Origin of the sequence: Modestobacter sp. VKM Ac-2982 (assembly GCF_026967935.1) — a bacterium.
GTDB lineage: Bacteria > Actinomycetota > Actinomycetes > Mycobacteriales > Geodermatophilaceae > Modestobacter.
In genome coordinates this window covers 202,339-221,234 of sequence record NZ_JAPVBL010000002.1, presented here as the reverse complement: position 1 = coordinate 221,234, position 18,896 = coordinate 202,339, and the positions used below count along the sequence as shown (strand labels likewise).

Genomic DNA, 18,896 nt, shown 5'->3' with positions numbered 1-18,896 from the left:
CCGGCGGGGGCAGCGGGACACGAGGCCCCCGGAAGCTGCCGGCGCTGCCTTACCCCACCGGCGAGCGGGGTACCCCGCTGCCGTGACCGTCTACCTGCTGGCACTCGGCGCCGCCCTGCTGTTCGGCATCGGATCGGTGGTGCAGCAACGGGTCGCCTTCACCGCCCCGCCCGGCAAGACGCTGCGGCTCAGCCTGCTGTGGTGGCTGGTGCGCCAGCCGCCCTGGCTGATCGGGGTGGGCACCGCCGTCGTCGGCAACCTGTTCAGCGGGGCGGCGCTGGGCATGGGCTCGGTCGCGCTCGTGCAACCGCTGCTGGTGGCCCGCCTGCTGTTCGCCCTCCCGATCTCGGCGGTCTGGGCGCGCCAGCGACTGACGCGACGCGACTGGCTGGGCATGCTGGCCACCGCCGGCGGCCTGGCCGGCTTCCTGGTCATCGCCCGCCCGGAGGAGGGGGCGGACGTCGAGCCGCCGCTGTGGCAGTGGCTGGTCGTGCTCGCGGTGATCGGCTCCCTGGTGGGCGGGCTGGTGGCCACCGCGCGGAAGCTCGCCCCCGCCCGGGAGGCGCCGATGCTCGGGGCCGGCGCCGGCATGCTGTTCGCGCTCCAGTCGGCGTTCACCCACGTGGCCGTGAGCGCCTTCCTGGACGACGGCATCGGTGGGCTGCTGAGCTCCTGGACCACGTACGCCGTCGCCGTCACCGCCGTCGCGGGGACCCTGCTGGCGCAGAGCGCCTACGAGATGGCCCCGCTGGCGGCGTCCTACCCGGCGCTGGCCGCCACCGAGCCGCTGGCCGCCATCGGGATCAGCGTCGTCGTGCTGGGCACCGCGCTGGCCGTGGGCGTGCTCCCGCTCGCCGGTTTCCTGGTCGCCCTGGCCGTGATGACCGTCGGCATCTACCTGCTGGCCACCTCGCCGCTGGTCACCGGGCAGTCGGAGGTCATCGCCCGGAAGGCCGCGGAGGAGGAGGTCGCGGAGCGCGAACGCGAGGTCGAGGGTCTGCTGCACGACCTGGCCGGCACGGTGTCCTGGCTGGAGGAGTGCCGCACCCGGACCCGGCGACCGGGACAGGCGGCCGTCGACCGCCGGCTGCAGCGCCTCGACGAACTGGTCCCCCGGCTCGACGCGGCACTGGAGCGGCTGGCCGACGCCGGGGGGCAGGCCGCGGTGGAGTCCGCGGAACAGGCGGCCGAACAGGCGGGCACGCCGCTGCCCGAGCAGCCGGCCGGCGACGGCGTGCGCAGTGGCTCGGCCACGCCGGCGCGACGGCAGGTCCGGGAGGAACTGGCGGCCACCCTGGCGCGCTACGAGGAGGAGGCCCGGGCCCGTGACCGCCGGCTCGCCGCCGAGGCCGCGGAGCTGCGCACCCGGGCGGAGACGCAGCGCCGTTCGGTGGCCGCCGAGCGCCGGGGCGGCTGAGCCGGCAGGGTCACCGGGCGGAGCCGGCCCGGCGGGGCGCCGTGGGGGCGGCGGCGGGACGTGCGTCGGGCGTCGTCCGTCCGTTGTGCAGCACCGGGACGACCGGGGGGTCACCGGCGGGCAACGGCCGTGTCCTGCGGGCCGCAGCGGTCCGGCGCGGCACCCCGGCCGGCGGCGCCGACCGCCGGCGGGCGCGCGGTGACGCCGGCTCCCAGGCCAGCGCCAGCAGCAGCTGCAACCGGCCGGCCGGGTCCTCCAGGGCGGGGCCGAACAGCTCCTGCAGCCGCCCCAGCCGGTACCGCACCGTCTGGGGGTGGACGCCGAGCTCGTCGGCGACCGCGCGCCGGTTGCCCATGTGGGTCAGCCAGGAGCGCAGCGTCTGCCGCAACGCCTCCTGGCTCGCCGGCGCAGCGTCGGCCAGCGGGCGCAGGACCTGCTGCCGCAGCGCCTCGAGGAGCTCCGGGTCGCGGTGGACGATCAACGTGTCCAGGTGCTCGTCCACGAAGACCGGGCCGTCCTCCGGCCGCCGGGGCGGCAGCGTCCGGACGGCGGCCTCGGCGAGCCGGGCGCTCTCCGGCAGCCGGCGCAGCTCCACCACCGGCCCGACCAGCGCGGTGCAGCCACGCAGCGCTGCCTCGAGGCGCTTCCGCCGCCCGGGGGCGGCGAGGTCCGGGACGATCGCACCGGGCAGCGGGGTGTGGCGGAGCTGGAGGCAGTCGCTGCCCAGCCGGGCGAGGGACTGCCTCCCGGCCTGGTCGTCCGGCTGGACGAACACCACGGCCGCTCCGGAGGGCAGCGGCCAGCTCGCCCGCCGGGCCGCGACCTCGACCGCTCCGCCGTCCGAGCGGTCGGACAGCAGGCGTTCGGCCAGCGCGTCACGCAGTTCCTCGCGCAGCTCCGCCGCACCGACCTGCTCGGCGACGTAGCCGGCGATGGTCACCGCCCCCAGGTGGTCGACGAGGGAGAACAGCTCCTCCGCGAGCGCAGCGAGGGCTGCGGCCGGCACCCGTCCGGCCACCGCGGTGGCGGCGATGTGCCGCCAGGCCGCACGCCCCCCGGCCTGGTAGGCCGACAGCAGGTCGCCGACCGGCAGGTCGCAGCGCCGCTGCTCCCGCCCGAGCTCGCCGAACAGGGACCAGATCTCCTGGTCCCCCGGGGGCCCGTCCGCCCGGCGGCCTCCGGCCTGCGGCGCCGTCGTCCCGGGGCGGTCGGGCCGCGAGGCCTGCTCCGCCCCCCAGACCAGCCGGCGGATCGCCAGCTCCGCCGGGGCGATCGCCTGGGCACGGCCGCGGGCCAGGAAGTCCGCGTACCCCTGGTCGACCTCGGCCAGCGCACGGGTGACCCCGTCCAACATGTCGGGGACCCCGGCGAGGAGCGCGGGCAGCAGCCGCAGGAGGGGCGACTCGGCCTTGAGAGAGGTCATCCTGCTCCCGGGAGTGGCAGCTGGATCGTTGGCTCCGACCTGGGTCCAGTACACCGGTCTTGTCACCGGGCGACAACTCGTCCGCGCCGATTCCGCCTCCCGGTGAGCAGACACCGGACCGGATCCGGACGGATCCTCGGTCCATGTCATCGCCTCGGACCCGGTCTCCCGCGGTCGCCCCGTCCGGGACGGTCCGCGGCGACCTGCGCGACCTCGAACGCGCCGAGAACTTCCCGGTGGCGCTGCGGTTGCTGCCGGCCACGCTGCGGCAGGACCTGCAGGCGGTCTACGACGTCGTCCGCACGATCGACGACCTCGGCGACGAGCTGCCGCTGACGACCGAGGGCGGCCGCACGACCGCGCTGCTGGACTTCGCCGACGACCTGGCGACGGTCTGGACCACGGGGACGCCGGACCGGGCGGTGCTGGGCCGGCTGGTCCCGGTCGTGCGCCGCCGGGCGCTGCCACCCGAGCCGTTCCAGCAGCTGGTCCAGGCGAACCTGCAGGACCAGCGGGTGAGCCGGTACGCGAGCTTCGCGGACCTGCTGGACTACTGCCGGCTGTCCGCGGCGCCCATCGGCGCCCTGGTCCTGCACCTGTTCGACGCCGTGGACCCGGAGCGCCGACGGCTCTCCGACCGGGTCTGCGCCGGTCTGCAGGTCGTGGAGCACCTGCAGGACGTGGGCGAGGACCGGCGGGCCGGCCGGGTCTACCTGCCGACGGAGGACCTGGCCGCCTTCGGCGTGCACGAGGACGACCTCGACGCCGGGACCGCCTCGCCTGCGCTGCGCCGGCTGGTGCTGCACGAGGCCGACCGGGTCGACGACCTGCTGGACGCCGGCGGCCCCCTGGTCGCGTCGCTGCACGGCTGGGCCCGGCCGGCCGTCGCCGGCTACCTCGCCGGTGGCCGGGCGGCGGTGGACGCCGTCCGCCGGGTGGACGGCGACGTGCTGGGGCAGCCGGCCCGGACCCGGCGCCGGGACGTGCTGGCGCACCTGGTGCGCGCGCTGGCCGGGGGGCGGCGATGAACCCGACGCTGACCGAGGCATACACCGCCTGCGAGGAGATCACCCGGGACCAGGCCCGCAACTTCCACTACGGCATCCGGCTGCTGCCGCCGGACAAGCGGGCCGTGCTGTGCGCGGTCTACGCCCTGGCCCGGCGGATCGACGACATCGGGGACGGCGACCTGCCGCCGGCGGAGAAGGCCGCCCGGCTGGCGGCCGTGCGCGCCGCGGTCGACCAGCTGGCCGCGGGCCGGGACCTCGCCGATCCGGTGCTGCTCGCGCTGTCGGACGCCGCCCGGCGCTACCCCATCCCGTTGGACGCCTTCGGTGAACTGGTCGACGGAGTGGAGAAGGACGTCGCGATGGACACCGCCGGGCTGCGGTACGCGACCTTCACCGACCTGGTCGGCTACTGCCGGTGCGTGGCCGGCTCGGTCGGGCGGCTGTGCCTGGGCGTCTTCGGCAGCCGGCCCGACCCGCGCGCCCCCGGCTACGCCGACCAGCTGGGCATCGGGCTGCAGCAGACCAACGTGCTGCGGGACGTCCGCGAGGACCTGCTCAACGGGCGGGTGTACCTGCCGCAGGAGGACCTGGACCGGTTCGGGGTCGACCTCCGGCTGGACGAGTCCGGCGACCTGGTCGACGACGACGGTGCGCTCTCCGCGCTGCTCCGGTTCGCCTGCGGCCGGGCGACCACCTGGTACGACGACGGGCTCCGGCTGGTCCCGCTGCTGGACCGGCGCAGCGCTGCCTGCTGCCTGGCCATGTCCGGGATCTACCGGCGGCTCACCGAGCGGATCGCCGAGCGGCCGGAGACGGTGTTCGACCGGCGGCTGGCGCTGTCCGGCCGGGAGAAGGCGCTGGTCGCCGGCCGCGCGCTGGCAGGACGGACATGAACGGGCGCCGGACGGCGGTGGTCGGTGGCGGCCTGGCCGGCACCGCGGCCGCGCTCGCCCGGGCCGACCGCGGCGACCGGGTCACCCTGCTGGAGAGCCGGCCGCGGCTCGGCGGGCTGGCCGGCTCGTTCTCCCGCGGCGACCGTCCGGTCGACTCCGGCCAGCACGTGTTCCTGCGCTGCTGCACCTCCTACCGGGCGCTGCTGGACCGGTTGGGCGTGGCCGACCGGGTGGTCCTGCAGGACAGGATGTCCATCCCCGTGCTGCGGCCCGGGCCGTCGGGCGGGGCGGCGCGGGCCACGCTGCGCCGGACGGCGGGTCCCGCTCCGCTGGCGCTGGGCCGGATGCTCGCCGGCCACCGGCTGCTCTCCCCGGCCGACCGGGTGCGCGCCGCCCGGGCGGGGCTGGCCCTGCGGCAGCTGGACCCCGCGGACCCCGCCGCCGACGCGCAGACCTTCGCCGACTGGCTCACCGCCCACGGGCAGAACGACCGCACGGTCGCGGCGCTGTGGGACCTGATCGGGGTGGCGGCGCTCAACGCCCCGGCGACCGGGGCCTCCCTGGCGCTGGCCGGGACGGTCTTCCGGACGGCGCTGCTGGAGGACCCGGCCGGCGCGGACATCGGCTGGGCGGAGGCGCCGCTGGGCGACCTGCACGGCACCGCGGCCCGGCGGGCGCTGGAGGAGGCCGGCTGCCAGGTGCGCACCGGCGCCCGGGTGCAGGCCCTGCGTGCGGCCGGGGCCGGGTGGGTGGTCACCGAGCGCGGCGGGACCGAGCACGAGGTCGACGCCGTCGTGCTTGCCGCGCCGCCCGCGGTGGTGGAGGACCTCCTGCCCGTCGGGGCGGTACCGCTGGCCCCGGGCTGGGCCGGGCGGCTGGGGGCGGTGCCGATCGTGAACGTCCACCTGCACTACGACCGGCCGGTGCTCGACGTGCCGTTCCTGGCCGCGGTGGGCAGTCCGGTGCAGTGGGTGTTCGACCGGACCACCTCGGCCGGGGTGCGCGCGGGCCAGTACCTGGTCATCTCGCTGTCCGCGGCGCAGGAGACGGTCCGGACCCGGGCCGCTGCCCTGACCGCGCAGATGCAGGCCGCGCTGGCCGACCTGCTCCCGGCCGCCCGTTCGGCGCGGGTGCTGGACGGCTTCGTCACCCGGGAGCCGGCGGCGACCGTCGACCCCTCCCCGGGCCAGGCCGACCGCCGTCCGGCGGCGGTGACCACGCGACCCGGGTTGGTGCTGGCCGGCGCCTGGACCGCCACCGGGTGGCCATCGACGATGGAGGGTGCCGTGCGCAGTGGTGAGACAGCAGCCCGCGTGCTCGACGAGCGCGCCGGTGCGCAGCAGGACCGGACCGACGTGGTGGGTGCGGCATGACCGCCGTCCTGTCCCCCGAGACCCTGGGGCGCTGCCGGGCGCAGGTTCAGCCGCAGCTGCGCGCCGCGGTGGACCGGCTGGACCCGGTCACCCGGGAGGTCACCTCCTACCACCTGGGCTGGACCGAGGCGGACGGCACCCCGCGGGCCGCCGGCGGCGGCAAGGCGGTGCGCCCGGCGCTCGCCGTCCTCTCTGCCGAGCTGGCCGGCGCCGACTGCAGCGTCGGGATGCCCGGAGCCGTCGCGGTGGAGCTGGTGCACAACTTCTCCCTGCTGCACGACGACGTGATGGACCACGACCACGAGCGGCGGCACCGGCGCACGGTCTGGTCGCTGTGGGGCGTGCCCTGCGCGATCCTCACCGGCGACGCGCTGCAGGGGCTGGCCCAGGAGGTCGTGCTGGACAGCGGGTCACCGCACGCCGCGGCCGCCGCCCGGTGCCTGACCGCCGCCACCGCCGAGCTGATCCGCGGCCAGGTCGCCGACCTGGCCTTCGAGCGGCGGGCCTCGATCACCCTGGACGAGTGCTTCGGCATGGTCGCCGGGAAGACCGGGTCCCTGCTGGGCGCCAGCTGCGCCATCGGCGCGGTGCTCGCCGGTGCACCACCGGAGCTGATCGCCGCGCTGGACGCCCACGGACGGCACCTGGGCACGGCCTTCCAACTGGTGGACGACCTGCTGGGCATCTGGGGCGACCCGGCCACCACCGGCAAGCCGGTGCTGGCCGACCTCCGGGCGCGGAAGAAGTCGCTGCCGGTCACCCGCGCGCTCGCCGCCGACGGCCCGGCCGCCGCCGAGCTGGGCCGGTGGTACGCCACCGACCCGGCCGGTGACACCGAGCCGGACCTGCACCGGGCCGCCGACCTGGTGGCGGCCACCGGCGCCCGGGCCTGGGCGGAGGCCACCGCCGAGGAGCAGCTGGACCGGGCGGCCGCGGTGCTGGAGGACCTGCCCCTGCCCCCCGCCCCCCACGCCGACCTGCTGGAACTGGGCCACTGGCTCACCCGGAGGGAGTGCTGATGACCGTCACCACCGAGCGCCCGGCGGCCGCTGCCGTCGACCCGGCGATGGCGCTGGACCGCGCCGTGGCGCACCTGCGCGGCCGACAGCACCCCGACGGCTGGTGGAAGGGCGAGCTGCAGACCAACGTCACCATGGACGCCGAGGACCTGCTGATGCGGGAGTTCCTGGGCATCCGCACCGCGCAGGAGACCGCCGAGGCGGCCCGCTGGATCCGCTCCCAGCAGCGCACCGACGGCAGCTGGGCGACGTTCGCCGGCGGCCCGGCCGACCTGTCCACCACGGTGGAGGCCTGGGTCGCGCTGCGGCTGGCCGGTGACGCCCCGACCGACCCGCACCTGGCCCGGGCCGCCGAGGTGGTCCACGCGCTGGGCGGGGTGGAACGCAGCCGGGTGTTCACCCGGATCTGGCTGGCGCTGGTCGGGCTCTGGTCCTGGGACGAGCTGCCGGTGATGCCGCCGGAGCTGGTGCTGCTGCCACCCTCGGTGCCGCTGAACGTCTACGACTGGGGCTGCTGGGCGCGCGGCACGGTGGTGCCGCTGACCGTCGTGGGCAGCGCCCGGCCGGTGCACCCGGTGCCGTTCGGCATCGACGAGCTGCGCAGCGGCGCGGAGCCGGAACCGTTCGACCGGCCGTGGACCTGGGCCGGTGCGTTCCAGCGGCTGGACCGGGTGCTGGCCGCCTACGGCCGGCACCCGGTGGGCTGGCTCCGGCGGACCGCGACCGCCAAGGCGGTCGAGTGGGTGCTGGCCCGCCAGGAGGCCGACGGCGGCTGGGGCGGCATCCAGCCCCCGTGGGTGTACTCGCTGCTGGCCCTGCACGTGCAGGGCTACGCCCTGGACCACCCGGCGATGCGCGCCGGGTTGGCGGGGCTGGAGGGCTTCGTCGTGCGGGAGGAGACCCCCGACGGCGTCGTCCGCCGGCTGGAGGCCTGCCAGTCCCCGGTGTGGGACACCGGGCTGGCGGTGACCGCGCTCCGGGACGCCGGGACGCCGGCCGACGACCCCGCGGTCCTGCGGGCCGCCGACTGGCTGCTCGGCGAGGAGGTGCGGGTCCGCGGCGACTGGGCCGTGCGCCGTCCGGACCTGGCACCCGGTGGCTGGGCGTTCGAGTTCGCCAACGACGTCTACCCCGACACCGACGACACCGCCGAGGTCGTGCTGGCGCTCCGCCGCGTCGCCGTCCCCGACCCGGCCCGGCTGCGCGCCGCGCTGGACCGGGGCGTCGCGTGGACGGTCGGCATGCAGAGCCGGGACGGCGGCTGGGGCGCCTTCGACGCCGACAACACCGGCGCCATGCCGGCCCGGCTGCCGTTCTGCGACTTCGGCAACCTCACCGACCCGCCGTCGGCCGACGTGACCGCGCACGTGGTGGAGATGCTGGCCGCGGAGGGCCGCGCCGGCTCGCCCGAGTGCCGTCGCGGGGTGCAGTGGCTGCTGGACCACCAGGAGGCCGACGGCTCCTGGTACGGCCGCTGGGGCGCCAACCACCTCTACGGCACCGGCGCCGTCGTCCCGGCCCTGGTCGCCACCGGCACCCCGACCCAGGCACCGGCCGTCCGCCGGGCGGTGGCCTGGCTGGCCGCCCACCAGCAGGCCGACGGCGGGTGGGGCGAGGACCTGCGCTCCTACACCGACCCCGCCTGGATCGGCCGGGGCGAGCCGACCGCCTCCCAGACCGCCTGGGCGCTGCTGGCGCTGCTGGCCGCCGGCGAGACCGGCCCGGTCGTCGAGCGCGGGGTGCGCTGGCTGGTGGAGCACCAGCGGGCCGACGGCACCTGGGACGAGCCGCAGTTCACCGGGGTCGGCTTCCCCGGCTTCTTCTACATCAACTACCACCTCTACCGGCTGGTCTTCCCGGTCTCGGCGCTGGGCCGCTACCTGGAGGCGTCCCGGTGAGCGGGGCGGCCGACCGCGCGGCTGCCCCGGTGGTCGCGACCCCGCTGCGCACGGAGCACGCGGCGGTCGCGCCCGCGCTGCGCGGCACCCCGGTGGTGCACACCGGCCGCGGGGCCCGGTCGACGACCTGGGCCCGGGACCGTGCGGCCGGGCCGGTGCTGGTCGCCGGCGTCGCCGGCGCGCTCTCCCCCGACCTGCGCCCCGGGGACCTGGTGGTCGCCGACCAGGTCACCGACGGGACGACGACGGTCCCCTCCCCCGCCGCGCCGCTGCTGGCCGGCGCGCTGACCCGCCGGGGGCTCCCGGTGCACGTCGGCACCCTGGCCACCAGCCCCTCGGTGGTCACCGGCGCCGCGCGCACCGCCCTGGCCGCCACCGGCGCGCTGGCCGTGGACACCGAGACGCTGCCGCTCGCGTCGGCTGCCGGAGGTGCGCCGTTCGCCGCCCTCCGCGCGGTGGTGGACACCCCCACCGCTCCCCTGCTCCACCCCGGCACGCCGGGCCGCGGGCTGACGGCGCTGCGCGCCCTCCGGGCAGCCGCCCCGGCGATGGCCGAGTGGCTCGCCGCGCTGGGCCCGCGCGAGGTGTTGCTGGCCAGCCCGCGCTCGTTCTGCGCCGGGGTCACCCGGGCCATCGACACCGTGGAGCGGGAACTGGCGCGGCACCAGGGCCCGGTGTACGTGCGCCGGCAGATCGTGCACAACGCCCACGTCGTCCGCAGCCTGGAGCAGCGCGGGGCGGTGTTCGTCGAGGAGGTCGACGACGTCCCGGCCGGGTCGCCGCTGGTGCTCGCCGCGCACGGGGTGGCCCCGGCGGTGCACGCCGCGGCCACCGACCGCGGGCTGGCCGTGGTCGACGCCACCTGCCCGCTGGTGAGCAAGGTGCACGCCGAGGTGCGCCGGGCCGCCCGCCGCGGGGAGACGGTGCTGCTCATCGGGCACCGCGAGCACGAGGAGGTCGAGGGCACCGTCGGTGAGGCCCCGGACGACGTGGTCGTCGTCGCCGACGTGGACGAGGCCCGCGCCGTCGCCGTCCGCGACCCCGCGCGGGTGAGCTACGCGGTGCAGACCACCCTGGCCGTCGACGAGGCCGAGGCGGTGGCCGCCGTCCTGCGGGACCGCTTCCCGGCACTGCGGGCACCCCGGCGCGACGACATCTGCTACGCCACCACCAACCGCCAGCAGGCCGTCCGCGCGCTGGCCGCGCAGGCCGACCTGGTGCTGGTGGTCGGCTCGGCGAACTCCTCCAACTCGGTGCGGTTGGTCGAGGTGGCCCACCGCGCCGGCTGCCCCGCCCACCTGGTCGAGGACGCCGCCCAGGTCGACCTGCGCTGGCTCGCCGGCGCCGGGCGGATCGGCCTGTCCGCCGGGGCGTCCGCCCCACCCCACCTGGTCGACGACCTCGTCACCTGCCTGTCCGGCCTCGGTCCGGTGCACGTGCACGACGTGCACGTCACCGACGAGGACGTCACGTTCACGCTCCCCCCGGAGGTCTCCTGACATGGCCATGCCCTTCCGCCAGACCGCTCGTCTGGGCTCCTACCTGCTCAAGCAGAAGGTGCTGCGCAAGGACAAGTTCGCGCTGCTGGTCGAGCTCGAGCCGCTGTTCGCCTGCAACCTCTCCTGCGCCGGCTGCGGCAAGATCCAGGAGCCGGCCTCCATGCTCAAGCGGCGGATGCCGGTGGAGGAGGCGGTCGGCGCCGTCGTCGAGTCGGGCGCCCCGATGGTCTCCATCGCCGGCGGTGAGCCGCTGATGCACAAGGAGATCGACGAGATCGTCCGGCAGCTGCTGGACCTGGACAAGATCGTCTTCCTGTGCACCAACGCGGTGCTGATGCCCAAGCACCTGCACAAGTTCGCCCCGCACAAGAACTTCTCCTGGATGGTGCACATCGACGGGCTGCGCCAGCGGCACGACGCGTCGGTCTGCAAGGACGGCGTCTTCGACCAGGCGGTCGACGCGATCAAGCAGGCCCAGGCGGCCGGGTTCCGGGTGATGACCAACACCACCTTCTTCGACACCGACACCCCGCAGGACGTGATCGAGGTGCTCGACTACCTCAACGACGACCTCGGGATCGACAACATGCAGATCTCCCCCGGCTTCGCCTACGAGAAGGCCCCGGACCAGGAGCACTGGCTGGGGGTGGAGCAGACCCGGGAGCTGTTCAGGAAGGCGTTCGGCGACGACCGGCGGAAGAAGTGGCGGCTCAACCACTCGCCGGTCTTCCTGGACTTCCTGGAGGGCAAGGTCGACCTCGCCTGCACGGCATGGGCCATCCCCTCCTACTCGCTCAAGGGCTGGCAGAAGCCGTGCTACCTGATGAGCGACGGCTACGTGAGCAGCTACCAGGAGCTGCTGGAGACCACCGACTGGGACGCCTACGGCCGCGGCAAGGACCCGCGCTGCGACAACTGCATGGCCCATTGCGGGTACGAGCCCTCGGCGGTCTTCGCCACGATGGGCTCGCTGAGGGAGTCGTTGCGCGCAGCGACGTCGTTGTGACCGGCACCCTCGCCGACCCGCCGGCGGTCCACCGGCTGGCCGACGTCACCGGCCCGGCCGACCTGCGCGGCCTCGGCCCGGCCGAGCTGGCCGCGTTGGCCGCGGAGATCCGGGCGGTGCTCATCGCGTCGGTCTGCCGCACCGGCGGGCACCTGGGGCCGAACCTGGGCGTGGTGGAGCTGACCCTGGCCGTGCACCGGGTGTTCGACTCCCCGCGGGACGCGGTGTTCTGGGACACCGGCCACCAGACCTACGTGCACAAGCTGCTCACCGGCCGCGCCGCGGAGTTCGACACCCTGCGCCGCACCGGGGGGCTGTCCGGCTACCCGTCCCGAGCCGAGAGCGTGCACGACCTGGTGGAGAACTCGCACGCCTCCACCGCGCTGGCCTACGCCGACGGGCTCGCCGCCGGGCTGGCGCTGCGCGGGGAGCACGACCGGCACGTGGTCGCGGTGGTCGGCGACGGTGCGTTGACCGGCGGGCTCAGCTGGGAGGCGCTGAACAACCTGGGCGCCGCGGCCGGCCGCCCGGTCGTCGTGGTGCTCAACGACAACGGCCGCTCCTACGCGCCCACCGTCGGCGGGCTGGGCGCGCACCTGCGCGAGCTGCGCCAGCGCCCCGGCACCGGGGCCACGGTGTTCGGGCAGCTGGGGCTGGGCTACCTGGGGCCGGTCGACGGCCACGACGTCGCCGCGGTCGAGGCGGCGCTGACCGAGGCGCGGGACCGGCGCACGCCGACCGTGGTGCACTGCGTCACCGAGAAGGGCCGCGGGTACCGGCCGGCCGAGCTCCACGAGACGGACCGGATGCACGCCGTCGCCCCGGCGAAGGCCCCGGCGTCGGTCACCGCCACCCCGCGGCCGTCGTGGACCGGGGTCTTCTCCGCCGCCCTGCAGCAGGTCGCCGCCGCCCGGCCCGAGGTGGTCGCGCTGACCGCCGCGATGCTGGACCCCACCGGGCTGACCCCGCTGGCCGGCACCGACCCCCACCGGGTGCGCGACGTCGGCATCGCCGAGCAGCACGCGCTGACCTCGGCGGCCGGCATGGCGATGGCCGGGCTGCACCCGGTGGTCGCCGTCTACGCCACCTTCTTGAACCGGGCCTTCGACCAGCTGCTGATGGACGTGGCGCTGCACCGGCTGCCGGTCACCCTGGTGCTCGACCGGGCCGGGGTCACCGGGAGCGACGGCGCCAGCCACAACGGGATGTGGGACCTGTCGCTGCTGGGCATGGTGCCGGGCATGCGGGTGGCCGCACCGCGGGACGCCGGCACGCTGGCCGAGCTGCTGGCCGAGGCGGTGGCCGACGGCGACGGGCCCACCGCGCTGCGCTTCCCGAAGGGCACGGTCGGCCCGGAGCTCCCGGCGCTGGCTCGGCTGGGCACCGCCGACGTGCTGCACCGCCCGGCCGGGGCGCCGTCCCGGGTGCTCCTGGTCGGGACCGGGCCGCTGGCGGCCACCGCGGTGGCCGCCGCCGAGCGACTGGCGACCGCGGGGGTGCCGACGACCGTCGTCGACCCGCGCTGGCTGCTGCCGGTCGACCCGGCGCTGGTGGCCGCGGCCGGTGCCCACCAGCTGGTGGTCACGCTGGAGGACAACGGCGTGGCCGGCGGCTACGGCGACGCGTTCTGCCGGGAGCTGCGGGCCGGCGGCGTGACCACCCCGGCGCAGACGCTCGGTCTGGGTCAGCGGTTCCTGGACCACGGCGACCGCGCGGAGCTGCTGGCCACGGCCGGCCTGGACGTCGACGGCGTGGTGCACCGGGTGCTGACCGCGCTCGGCCCGGCGCAGGTGGGCCGTCAGCCGAAGCGGCGGGCCAGGGCGCGGTAGGGGCCGGGGACGGCGCCGGCCAGCCAGGCGGGGAGGGCGAGCCAGCGCGGCACGACGGCGCGCCGGCGGCGCCCGGTCAGCACGTCGACCACCGCGCGGGCCACGAGGGACGGCGGCACCGGGCGGGGCACCCGCCGGTCGTAGGGGGCGCCGCGGCGGTCGAAGAACGCGGTGTCCACGACCCCGGGCAGCACCGTGCCCACGTGCACCCGCCGGTCGCGCAGCTCCTCGCCGAGCAGCAGCGCGAACACCTCGACGGCGGCCTTCGTGGCGGAGTAGACGCTCTCCCCCGGCACCCCGACGGCCCCCGCGATCGAGGTGACGAAGCAGACCGCCCGGTCCGCCGGCGGCTGGGCGGTGAGCGCGGCCGCGGCCGCGCGCCCGAGCAGCATGGTCGACCGGACGTTCAGGTCGACCAGCGACGTCACCTGCTCCGCGGTCATCGCCGCCACCGCGCCGGCGTGCCCGGCGCCCGCGTTGGCGACCACGGCGTCGAGCCGGCCGTACCGGGTCAGCGCCTCCTCGACCAGCGCGTCGGCGGCACCCGGCGCACGGAGGTCCGCGGTCAGCACGCTGCCGCCGCACCGGGCGGCGACCACGGTCAGCGCGGTCTCGTCCCGCCCGGCGCAGACCACCCGGGCGCCCCGGGCGGCCAGCAGCTCGGCGGTGGCGGCGCCGATCCCGCCGCTCGCCCCGGTCACCAGGACGACGGCGCCGCTCAGCTGCACGGCGCGGGCCTGCCGTCGGCGATCAGCGGACGGACCGCGGTCGTCGCCCGCACCCGCTCACCGCTCGGACCGGGCAGCGGCGGCCGCGCCCAGGACGGCAGCGGCGGCCGACGTCCCGCCGCTGACCACCGCCGCCCGTCGGTACGCCGGCCACCAGACCGCGACCGGCACCATGCTGAGCGCGTGCAGGACGTCGACGGCGGCGCCGGTGAGCACCATCCCGCGGGTGGGCCGGACGAGCACAGCGACGTACTGGCCCACCAGCCGGGCGCCGAGCACCTGCGTCACCCAGGTCGGCGGTTGCCGCCGGCCGGCGCAGACGGCGCGGGCGACCTCCTCCGGCCGGAGGAGCTGCGCGGCTCCCCAGCCGACGCACGCGGTGGAGACCAGGAGCGGCAGCACCCGGCGGCGGGCCCTCCCCCGGTGCACGGTCCGGCTCACCGCCGGCGCCGCAGGGTCACGGCCCCGGCCAGGACGGCGGCGCTGAGCCCGGCGACCGCCCCGTGGTGCCGGCTGGCCCAGATCTGCGGGTCCCGGGTCCAGGCCTGCTCGCCGAACCGGCTCCGCGGGCCGAAGTCCTGGCCGTCGGGTCCATCGGCGGGCTCCCACAGGTTGACCGGGTCGTCGGGCCGGGTGTCCCGGCTGGTCTGCTGGCCCTGCACCCCGTTGCGGGCGAGGTACCGGTCCATGAACTGCGGCCAGACCTTCGCCCCGAGGATGGTGTGCACGGTGGGGACCCCCACGTACCAGGCCCGGCGTTGCGGGTGCTCGGCCGCGTGCACCATCGCCCCGGCCACCACCTCCGGTGCGTAGAGGGGCGCGACCGGCTGCGGTCGCTTGGGCAGCCGGTTGAGCACCCAGTCGAACTGCGGGGTGTTCACGCCGGGGGCGTTGACCACGGTGAGGAGCACGCCGCTCCCCTCGTCCTCCAGCTCGGTGAGCAGGGACTCGGTGAACCCCTTGATCGCGTGCTTGGCGCCGCAGTAGACGCTCTGCAGCGGGATGCCGCGGTGGGCCAGTGCCCACCCGGTCTGCACGATCACCCCGCGGTCGCGCGGCCGCATCCGCTGCAGGGCCGACCGGGTGCCGTTGACGAAGCCCAGGTAGGTGACGGCGGTGGCCCGTTCGTACTCCTCGGGGGTGATGTCGGCGAACCGGGCGAAGACCGTGGAGAACGCGCAGTTGCACCAGACGTCGATCGGCCCGAGCTCGGCCTCGACCCGATCGGCGGCGGCATCGACGGCAGCGGCATCGGCGACGTCGACCCGGATCACCAGAGGGGTCCCCCCGGCGGCGCGCACCTCCTCGGCGGCGGCCGCCAGCCCCTTCTCGCCCCGGGCGAGCAACGCGACCCGGTCACCCCGGCGGGCGAAGGCCACCGCAGTGGCCCGGCCGATCCCGGCGCTGGCACCGGTGACGACGACGACCTCGCTCATGAGCTCCCCTCTCGTGCTGCACGTGCCTCACCCGGCGGTCCGGGCACCGTGATCACGGCCCCGCTACCCGGCGCCCGGCGCGCCAACCCCGCCGGGCAGCCAGCGCCGCAGCCAGGCGATCGACCGCTCGACCACCTGGTCGAGGGCCCCGGGCTCCGGGAACAGGTGCGTCGCGCCCGGGACCACGCTGACCTCGTGCTCACCCGGCAGCTGCGCGGCGGCGTCCCGGTTCAGCCCGAGCACCTGCTCGTCGGCCCCGCCGACCAGCAGCAGCGTCGGCGCCCGGACCCGGGAGAGCGCGGCGCCGGCGAGGTCGGGCCGCCCGCCGCGGGAGACCACCGCCCGGACCCGGTCCGGCCGGTCGGCCGCGGTGATCAGCGCGGCCGCGGCCCCGGTGCTGGCGCCGAAGGTCGCCACCGGCAGCTGTGCGGTCTCCTCCCCCTCGCTGAGCCGGTCGGCGGCGGCGGTCAGCCGCGCGGCGAGCAGCGGGATGTCGAAGCGGTGCTCCCGGGTGCGTTCGTCGACCCGCTCCTCGTCCTCGGTGAGCAGGTCCAGCAGCAGGGTGCCGAAGCCGGCCGCCTCCAGCGCCTGGGCGACCTGCCGGTTGCGCGGGCTGTGCCGGCTGCTGCCGCTGCCGTGCGCGAACAGCACCATCCCCTGGGCTGCGGCCGGGACGACCAGGTCCCCGGTCAGCAGCACCCCCGCGGCGTCCAGCTGCACGGTGCGGCGGTCAGACGGCATCGGGCCACGTCTCCTGCTCGCCACCCGAGGCACGGACGTCGTGCAGCGGGGTCAGCGCCCGGGACTCGTCGAACCAGCAGAAGGCGTCGTAGCGGCGGCCCAGCACCGTCGGCACGTAGTTGCCCCAGCGCTCGGCACCAGGGTGGTACACCACCCCGACCGCCCGGTGGGCGCGCTCGGCGGCCAGCCAGCCGGGCAGCTCGGGCGGCACGACGAACAGCGCGCTGTGCTCCGCCAGGGAGTCGTGCAGCAACGCCTCCACGCTCCCCGGCCGGGCGGGCGGCAGCGGCATCCGCTCCATCGCTGCACCCCACTCGTCCGCGGCGATCACGCTGCCGTGGTGGCTGCCGAAGCCGACGATGACGACGTCGTCCGCGCCGTGGCGCTCCCGCGCGAGCTGCCCGACGTTGACCATGCCGGCATCTGCCATGTCGGTGTACCGGGCGTCCCCGACGTGGGTGTTGTGCTCCCACACCACCGCGCGGGAGCCGGGACCGTGGTGCTCCAGCAGCCGGTCGAGGGTGTCGGCCATGTGCACGTCGCGCACGTTCCAGGACGCCGGCCCGCCGCGGACCATCGCCCGGTAGTAGGCCTCGGCGCCGGCCGCGGCCCGCGCGTTCTGCTCGGCGTCGAAGGCGGCGTCCCGCTCCCAGCGCCCGTCGGTGGCCGTGCGGGCACGGAGGTCGCCGAGCAGGGCCACCACCTCGTCCTCGCAGCTGGTCGGGACCAGCCGGGTGGCCCGCGCGTAGGCCTGCGGGTCCTCGGCGTAGGGCTCGAAGCACCGGAAGGCGGCCAGCGCCGTCGCCACGTGCTCGGGGTCGTGCTCCCGCAGGTGGTCCAGCACCGCCTGCAGCGACTCCCAGAGGCTGTAGACGTCCAGCCCGTGGAACCCGACCCGTTCGGCGCGCGGCCGGCCGGCGTTGTGCTCGCGCAACCAGCGGGTCAGGTCGGCGACCTCCTCGTTGGCCCACATCCACGTCGGCCAGCGGGCGTACCCCTGCAGCACCTCGCGGGGGTCCTCGGGCCCGGAGGCGAGCGTCACCGAGCAGTTCACCCGGTGGCAGTCCGGCCAGTCCCCCTCCACGGCGACGAAGGAGAAGCCGGCCTCGGTCACCAGCCGGCGGGTCAGCGCCGCGCGCCAGGCGTAGTACTCGTGCGTGCCGTGCGAGGCCTCACCGAGCAGCACGATGCGCGCCGACCCGATCCGCTCGAGCAGCGGGTCGAGGTCGCCCGGGTCCCGCAACGGCCGGGCCAGCTCCCGCACCTGTGGGTCACGTGCCGATCCGGTCATCCACGTCTCCGTGACGTCGTGGGCCGCACCGCGGCCCTCCCGTCCGGGCCCGGACGGCGGACCGACTCCGGGCCGGGCCGGCCGGGCGCCTCGACTCGGCGGCCACCGGCGTGGTCGTGCCTACCCGACCGGCACCCGGGCGATGCACCGCCGCGCAGAACGGGTAAGGGACAGCGGGTCGATCGACGGGACCACCACCGAGGAGGAGCGATGTCCGCGACCACCGAGCCGTTCGCCGACCGTGTCGAGGCAGGCCGGGCCCTGGCTGCCCGCCTCCCCGGGCACGCCGATCCCGCCCTCGTGGTGCTCGGACTGCCGCGGGGCGGGGTGGTGGTCGCCGGGGAGGTCGCGCGTGCCCTCGGCGGGGCCCTCGACGTCGTCGTGGTCCGCAAGATCGGGGTGCCCTGGCAACCGGAGCTCGCCATGGGCGCCATCGCCGCGGTCGACTCCGACGTCGAGACGGTGCACGACCAGCGCGTCCTGGCCCACGTGGACGTCGACGAGGAGACCTTCGCCCGGGCCCGGGAACGGGAGGTCGTCGAGCTGCGCCGCCGCGAGGCCGCCTACCGGCAGGGCCGCCCGGTCACGCCGCTGGCCGGCCGCCCGGTGCTCGTGGTGGACGACGGCCTGGCCACCGGGTCCACCATGCGGGCAGCCCTCACGGCGGTCCGCCGGCAGGGACCGAGCCGGCTCACCGTCGCCGTCCCGGTGGCCTCGCCGCGGGTGTGCGCCCAGCTGGCCGACGAGGTCGACGAGGTCGTCTGCCTCTGGGCGCCCGAGTCGTTCTCCGCCGTCGGCCAGGGCTACCGGGACTTCCGCCCGACCACCGACGACGAGGTCCGGGCGGCGCTGGCCGGCTCCGCGGCCGGCTGACCCGGCGGGCCCCGGCTCGCAGCCGGGTCAGCCGTCGGCGTGGGTGGGGCGCCGGGACAGCTCGATCAGGCCCCGGAGGCAGTCCTCGCGCAACGGCTGGGGGAAGCCCTCGGCGAGCCGGTAGTACACGACCCGGCCCTCCTTGCGGCTGGTGACGAAGCCGGCGGTGCGGAGCAGCCGCAGGGCGTAGCCGACGGCGTCCTCGGTCGCCTCCAGCGCCATCGCCAGGTCGCCCACGCAGAGCTCGTCGACGACGTCGAGGGCGTAGAGCACCCGGGCCCGCGTCCCGTCGGCCAGCAGGCTCAGCATCGTCGAGAGGCTCGCCGCGTCCTCGCGCGTGGGCACCCGGGCCCTCGCCGCGGCCACGCGTACCGGGTCGACCGGATGTGGATGATCTGCCACGGTCAGCACGGTTACCCGCACGACCACACGGGTATGCGCGGCTCCGGTCAGACACGGC

General features: G+C 76.5%; 17 protein-coding genes. 10 read left to right on the top strand and 7 right to left on the bottom strand.

Features of this window, described 5'->3' with window-relative positions; genetic code table 11:
• The first annotated feature begins 82 nt into the window (after positions 1–82).
• Entirely contained in the window at positions 83–1,417 is a 1,335-nt protein-coding gene (locus O2W20_RS08000; protein WP_269173168.1) for a DMT family transporter, read from the top strand.
• A gap of 10 nt (positions 1,418–1,427) precedes the next feature.
• Here O2W20_RS08000 and O2W20_RS07995 read toward each other — a convergent pair whose 3' ends face one another.
• Positions 1,428–2,840: a PucR family transcriptional regulator gene (locus O2W20_RS07995; protein ID WP_269173169.1), complete on the bottom strand. Its 1,413-nt coding sequence runs from the start codon at positions 2,838–2,840 to the stop codon at positions 1,428–1,430.
• A gap of 143 nt (positions 2,841–2,983) precedes the next feature.
• Between O2W20_RS07995 and hpnC the strand changes: the two genes are divergently transcribed.
• The 8 genes from hpnC to O2W20_RS07955 are packed head-to-tail and all read left to right on the top strand — an operon-like array spanning position 2,984 to position 13,367.
• Positions 2,984–3,868 carry a squalene synthase HpnC gene (hpnC, locus tag O2W20_RS07990; RefSeq protein WP_269173170.1) on the top strand — a complete coding sequence of 295 codons (885 nt, stop codon included), beginning with the start codon at positions 2,984–2,986 and terminating at the stop codon, positions 3,866–3,868.
• The gene (gene hpnD / locus O2W20_RS07985) at positions 3,865–4,743 is read left to right on the top strand and encodes a presqualene diphosphate synthase HpnD (RefSeq protein WP_269173171.1); all 879 of its coding nucleotides are present in this window, start codon (positions 3,865–3,867) and stop codon (positions 4,741–4,743) included. Before hpnC ends, hpnD begins: the two co-directional genes overlap by 4 nt.
• Positions 4,740–6,116 (top strand): hydroxysqualene dehydroxylase HpnE, encoded by a 1,377-nt coding sequence (gene hpnE, locus O2W20_RS07980; protein WP_269173172.1) that lies wholly within the window; start codon positions 4,740–4,742, stop codon positions 6,114–6,116. The genes hpnD and hpnE overlap by 4 nt, the downstream gene beginning before the upstream one ends.
• Complete coding sequence (locus tag O2W20_RS07975) at positions 6,113–7,135, top strand: polyprenyl synthetase family protein (RefSeq protein ID WP_269173173.1); 1,023 nt, start codon at positions 6,113–6,115, stop codon at positions 7,133–7,135. Before hpnE ends, O2W20_RS07975 begins: the two co-directional genes overlap by 4 nt.
• The gene (gene shc / locus O2W20_RS07970; protein WP_269173174.1) at positions 7,135–9,033 is read left to right on the top strand and encodes a squalene--hopene cyclase; all 1,899 of its coding nucleotides are present in this window, start codon (positions 7,135–7,137) and stop codon (positions 9,031–9,033) included. Before O2W20_RS07975 ends, shc begins: the two co-directional genes overlap by 1 nt.
• Positions 9,030–10,532 (top strand): 4-hydroxy-3-methylbut-2-enyl diphosphate reductase, encoded by a 1,503-nt coding sequence (gene ispH / locus O2W20_RS07965; protein WP_269173175.1) that lies wholly within the window; start codon positions 9,030–9,032, stop codon positions 10,530–10,532. Before shc ends, ispH begins: the two co-directional genes overlap by 4 nt.
• Before the next feature lies 1 nt (position 10,533).
• Positions 10,534–11,538, top strand: coding sequence for an adenosyl-hopene transferase HpnH (hpnH, locus tag O2W20_RS07960; protein ID WP_269173176.1), 1,005 nt, complete (start codon positions 10,534–10,536; stop codon positions 11,536–11,538).
• Positions 11,535–13,367, top strand: a complete 1,833-nt coding sequence (locus tag O2W20_RS07955) for a 1-deoxy-D-xylulose-5-phosphate synthase (RefSeq protein WP_269173177.1) — start codon at positions 11,535–11,537, stop codon at positions 13,365–13,367. Before hpnH ends, O2W20_RS07955 begins: the two co-directional genes overlap by 4 nt.
• Here the strand turns inward: O2W20_RS07955 and O2W20_RS07950 are convergent.
• The 5 genes from O2W20_RS07950 to O2W20_RS07930 form a co-directional block, all read right to left on the bottom strand.
• Positions 13,337–14,095, bottom strand: a complete 759-nt coding sequence (locus tag O2W20_RS07950; protein WP_269173178.1) for an SDR family NAD(P)-dependent oxidoreductase — start codon at positions 14,093–14,095, stop codon at positions 13,337–13,339. The two genes, O2W20_RS07955 and O2W20_RS07950, sit on opposite strands and share 31 nt — an antisense overlap.
• A gap of 57 nt (positions 14,096–14,152) precedes the next feature.
• Positions 14,153–14,524: a hypothetical protein gene (locus tag O2W20_RS07945; RefSeq protein WP_269173179.1), complete on the bottom strand. Its 372-nt coding sequence runs from the start codon at positions 14,522–14,524 to the stop codon at positions 14,153–14,155.
• An 8-nt stretch (positions 14,525–14,532) separates the two neighbouring features.
• Positions 14,533–15,531 (bottom strand): SDR family oxidoreductase, encoded by a 999-nt coding sequence (locus O2W20_RS07940; RefSeq protein WP_269173180.1) that lies wholly within the window; start codon positions 15,529–15,531, stop codon positions 14,533–14,535.
• Between the two features lie 63 nt (positions 15,532–15,594).
• Entirely contained in the window at positions 15,595–16,272 is a 678-nt protein-coding gene (locus tag O2W20_RS07935; RefSeq protein WP_269173181.1) for a dienelactone hydrolase family protein, read from the bottom strand.
• The gene (locus tag O2W20_RS07930; RefSeq protein ID WP_269173182.1) at positions 16,262–17,563 is read right to left on the bottom strand and encodes an erythromycin esterase family protein; all 1,302 of its coding nucleotides are present in this window, start codon (positions 17,561–17,563) and stop codon (positions 16,262–16,264) included. The genes O2W20_RS07935 and O2W20_RS07930 overlap by 11 nt, the downstream gene beginning before the upstream one ends.
• Positions 17,564–17,773: 210 nt before the next feature.
• Here O2W20_RS07930 and O2W20_RS07925 point away from each other — a divergent pair, with 210 nt between their 5' ends.
• Complete coding sequence (locus O2W20_RS07925) at positions 17,774–18,436, top strand: phosphoribosyltransferase (protein ID WP_269173183.1); 663 nt, start codon at positions 17,774–17,776, stop codon at positions 18,434–18,436.
• 27 nt (positions 18,437–18,463) lie between these two features.
• Here the strand turns inward: O2W20_RS07925 and O2W20_RS07920 are convergent, their stop codons facing one another.
• Positions 18,464–18,781, bottom strand: a complete 318-nt coding sequence (locus tag O2W20_RS07920; RefSeq protein ID WP_269173184.1) for an ArsR/SmtB family transcription factor — start codon at positions 18,779–18,781, stop codon at positions 18,464–18,466.
• Between the last annotated feature and the right edge of the window lie 115 nt (positions 18,782–18,896).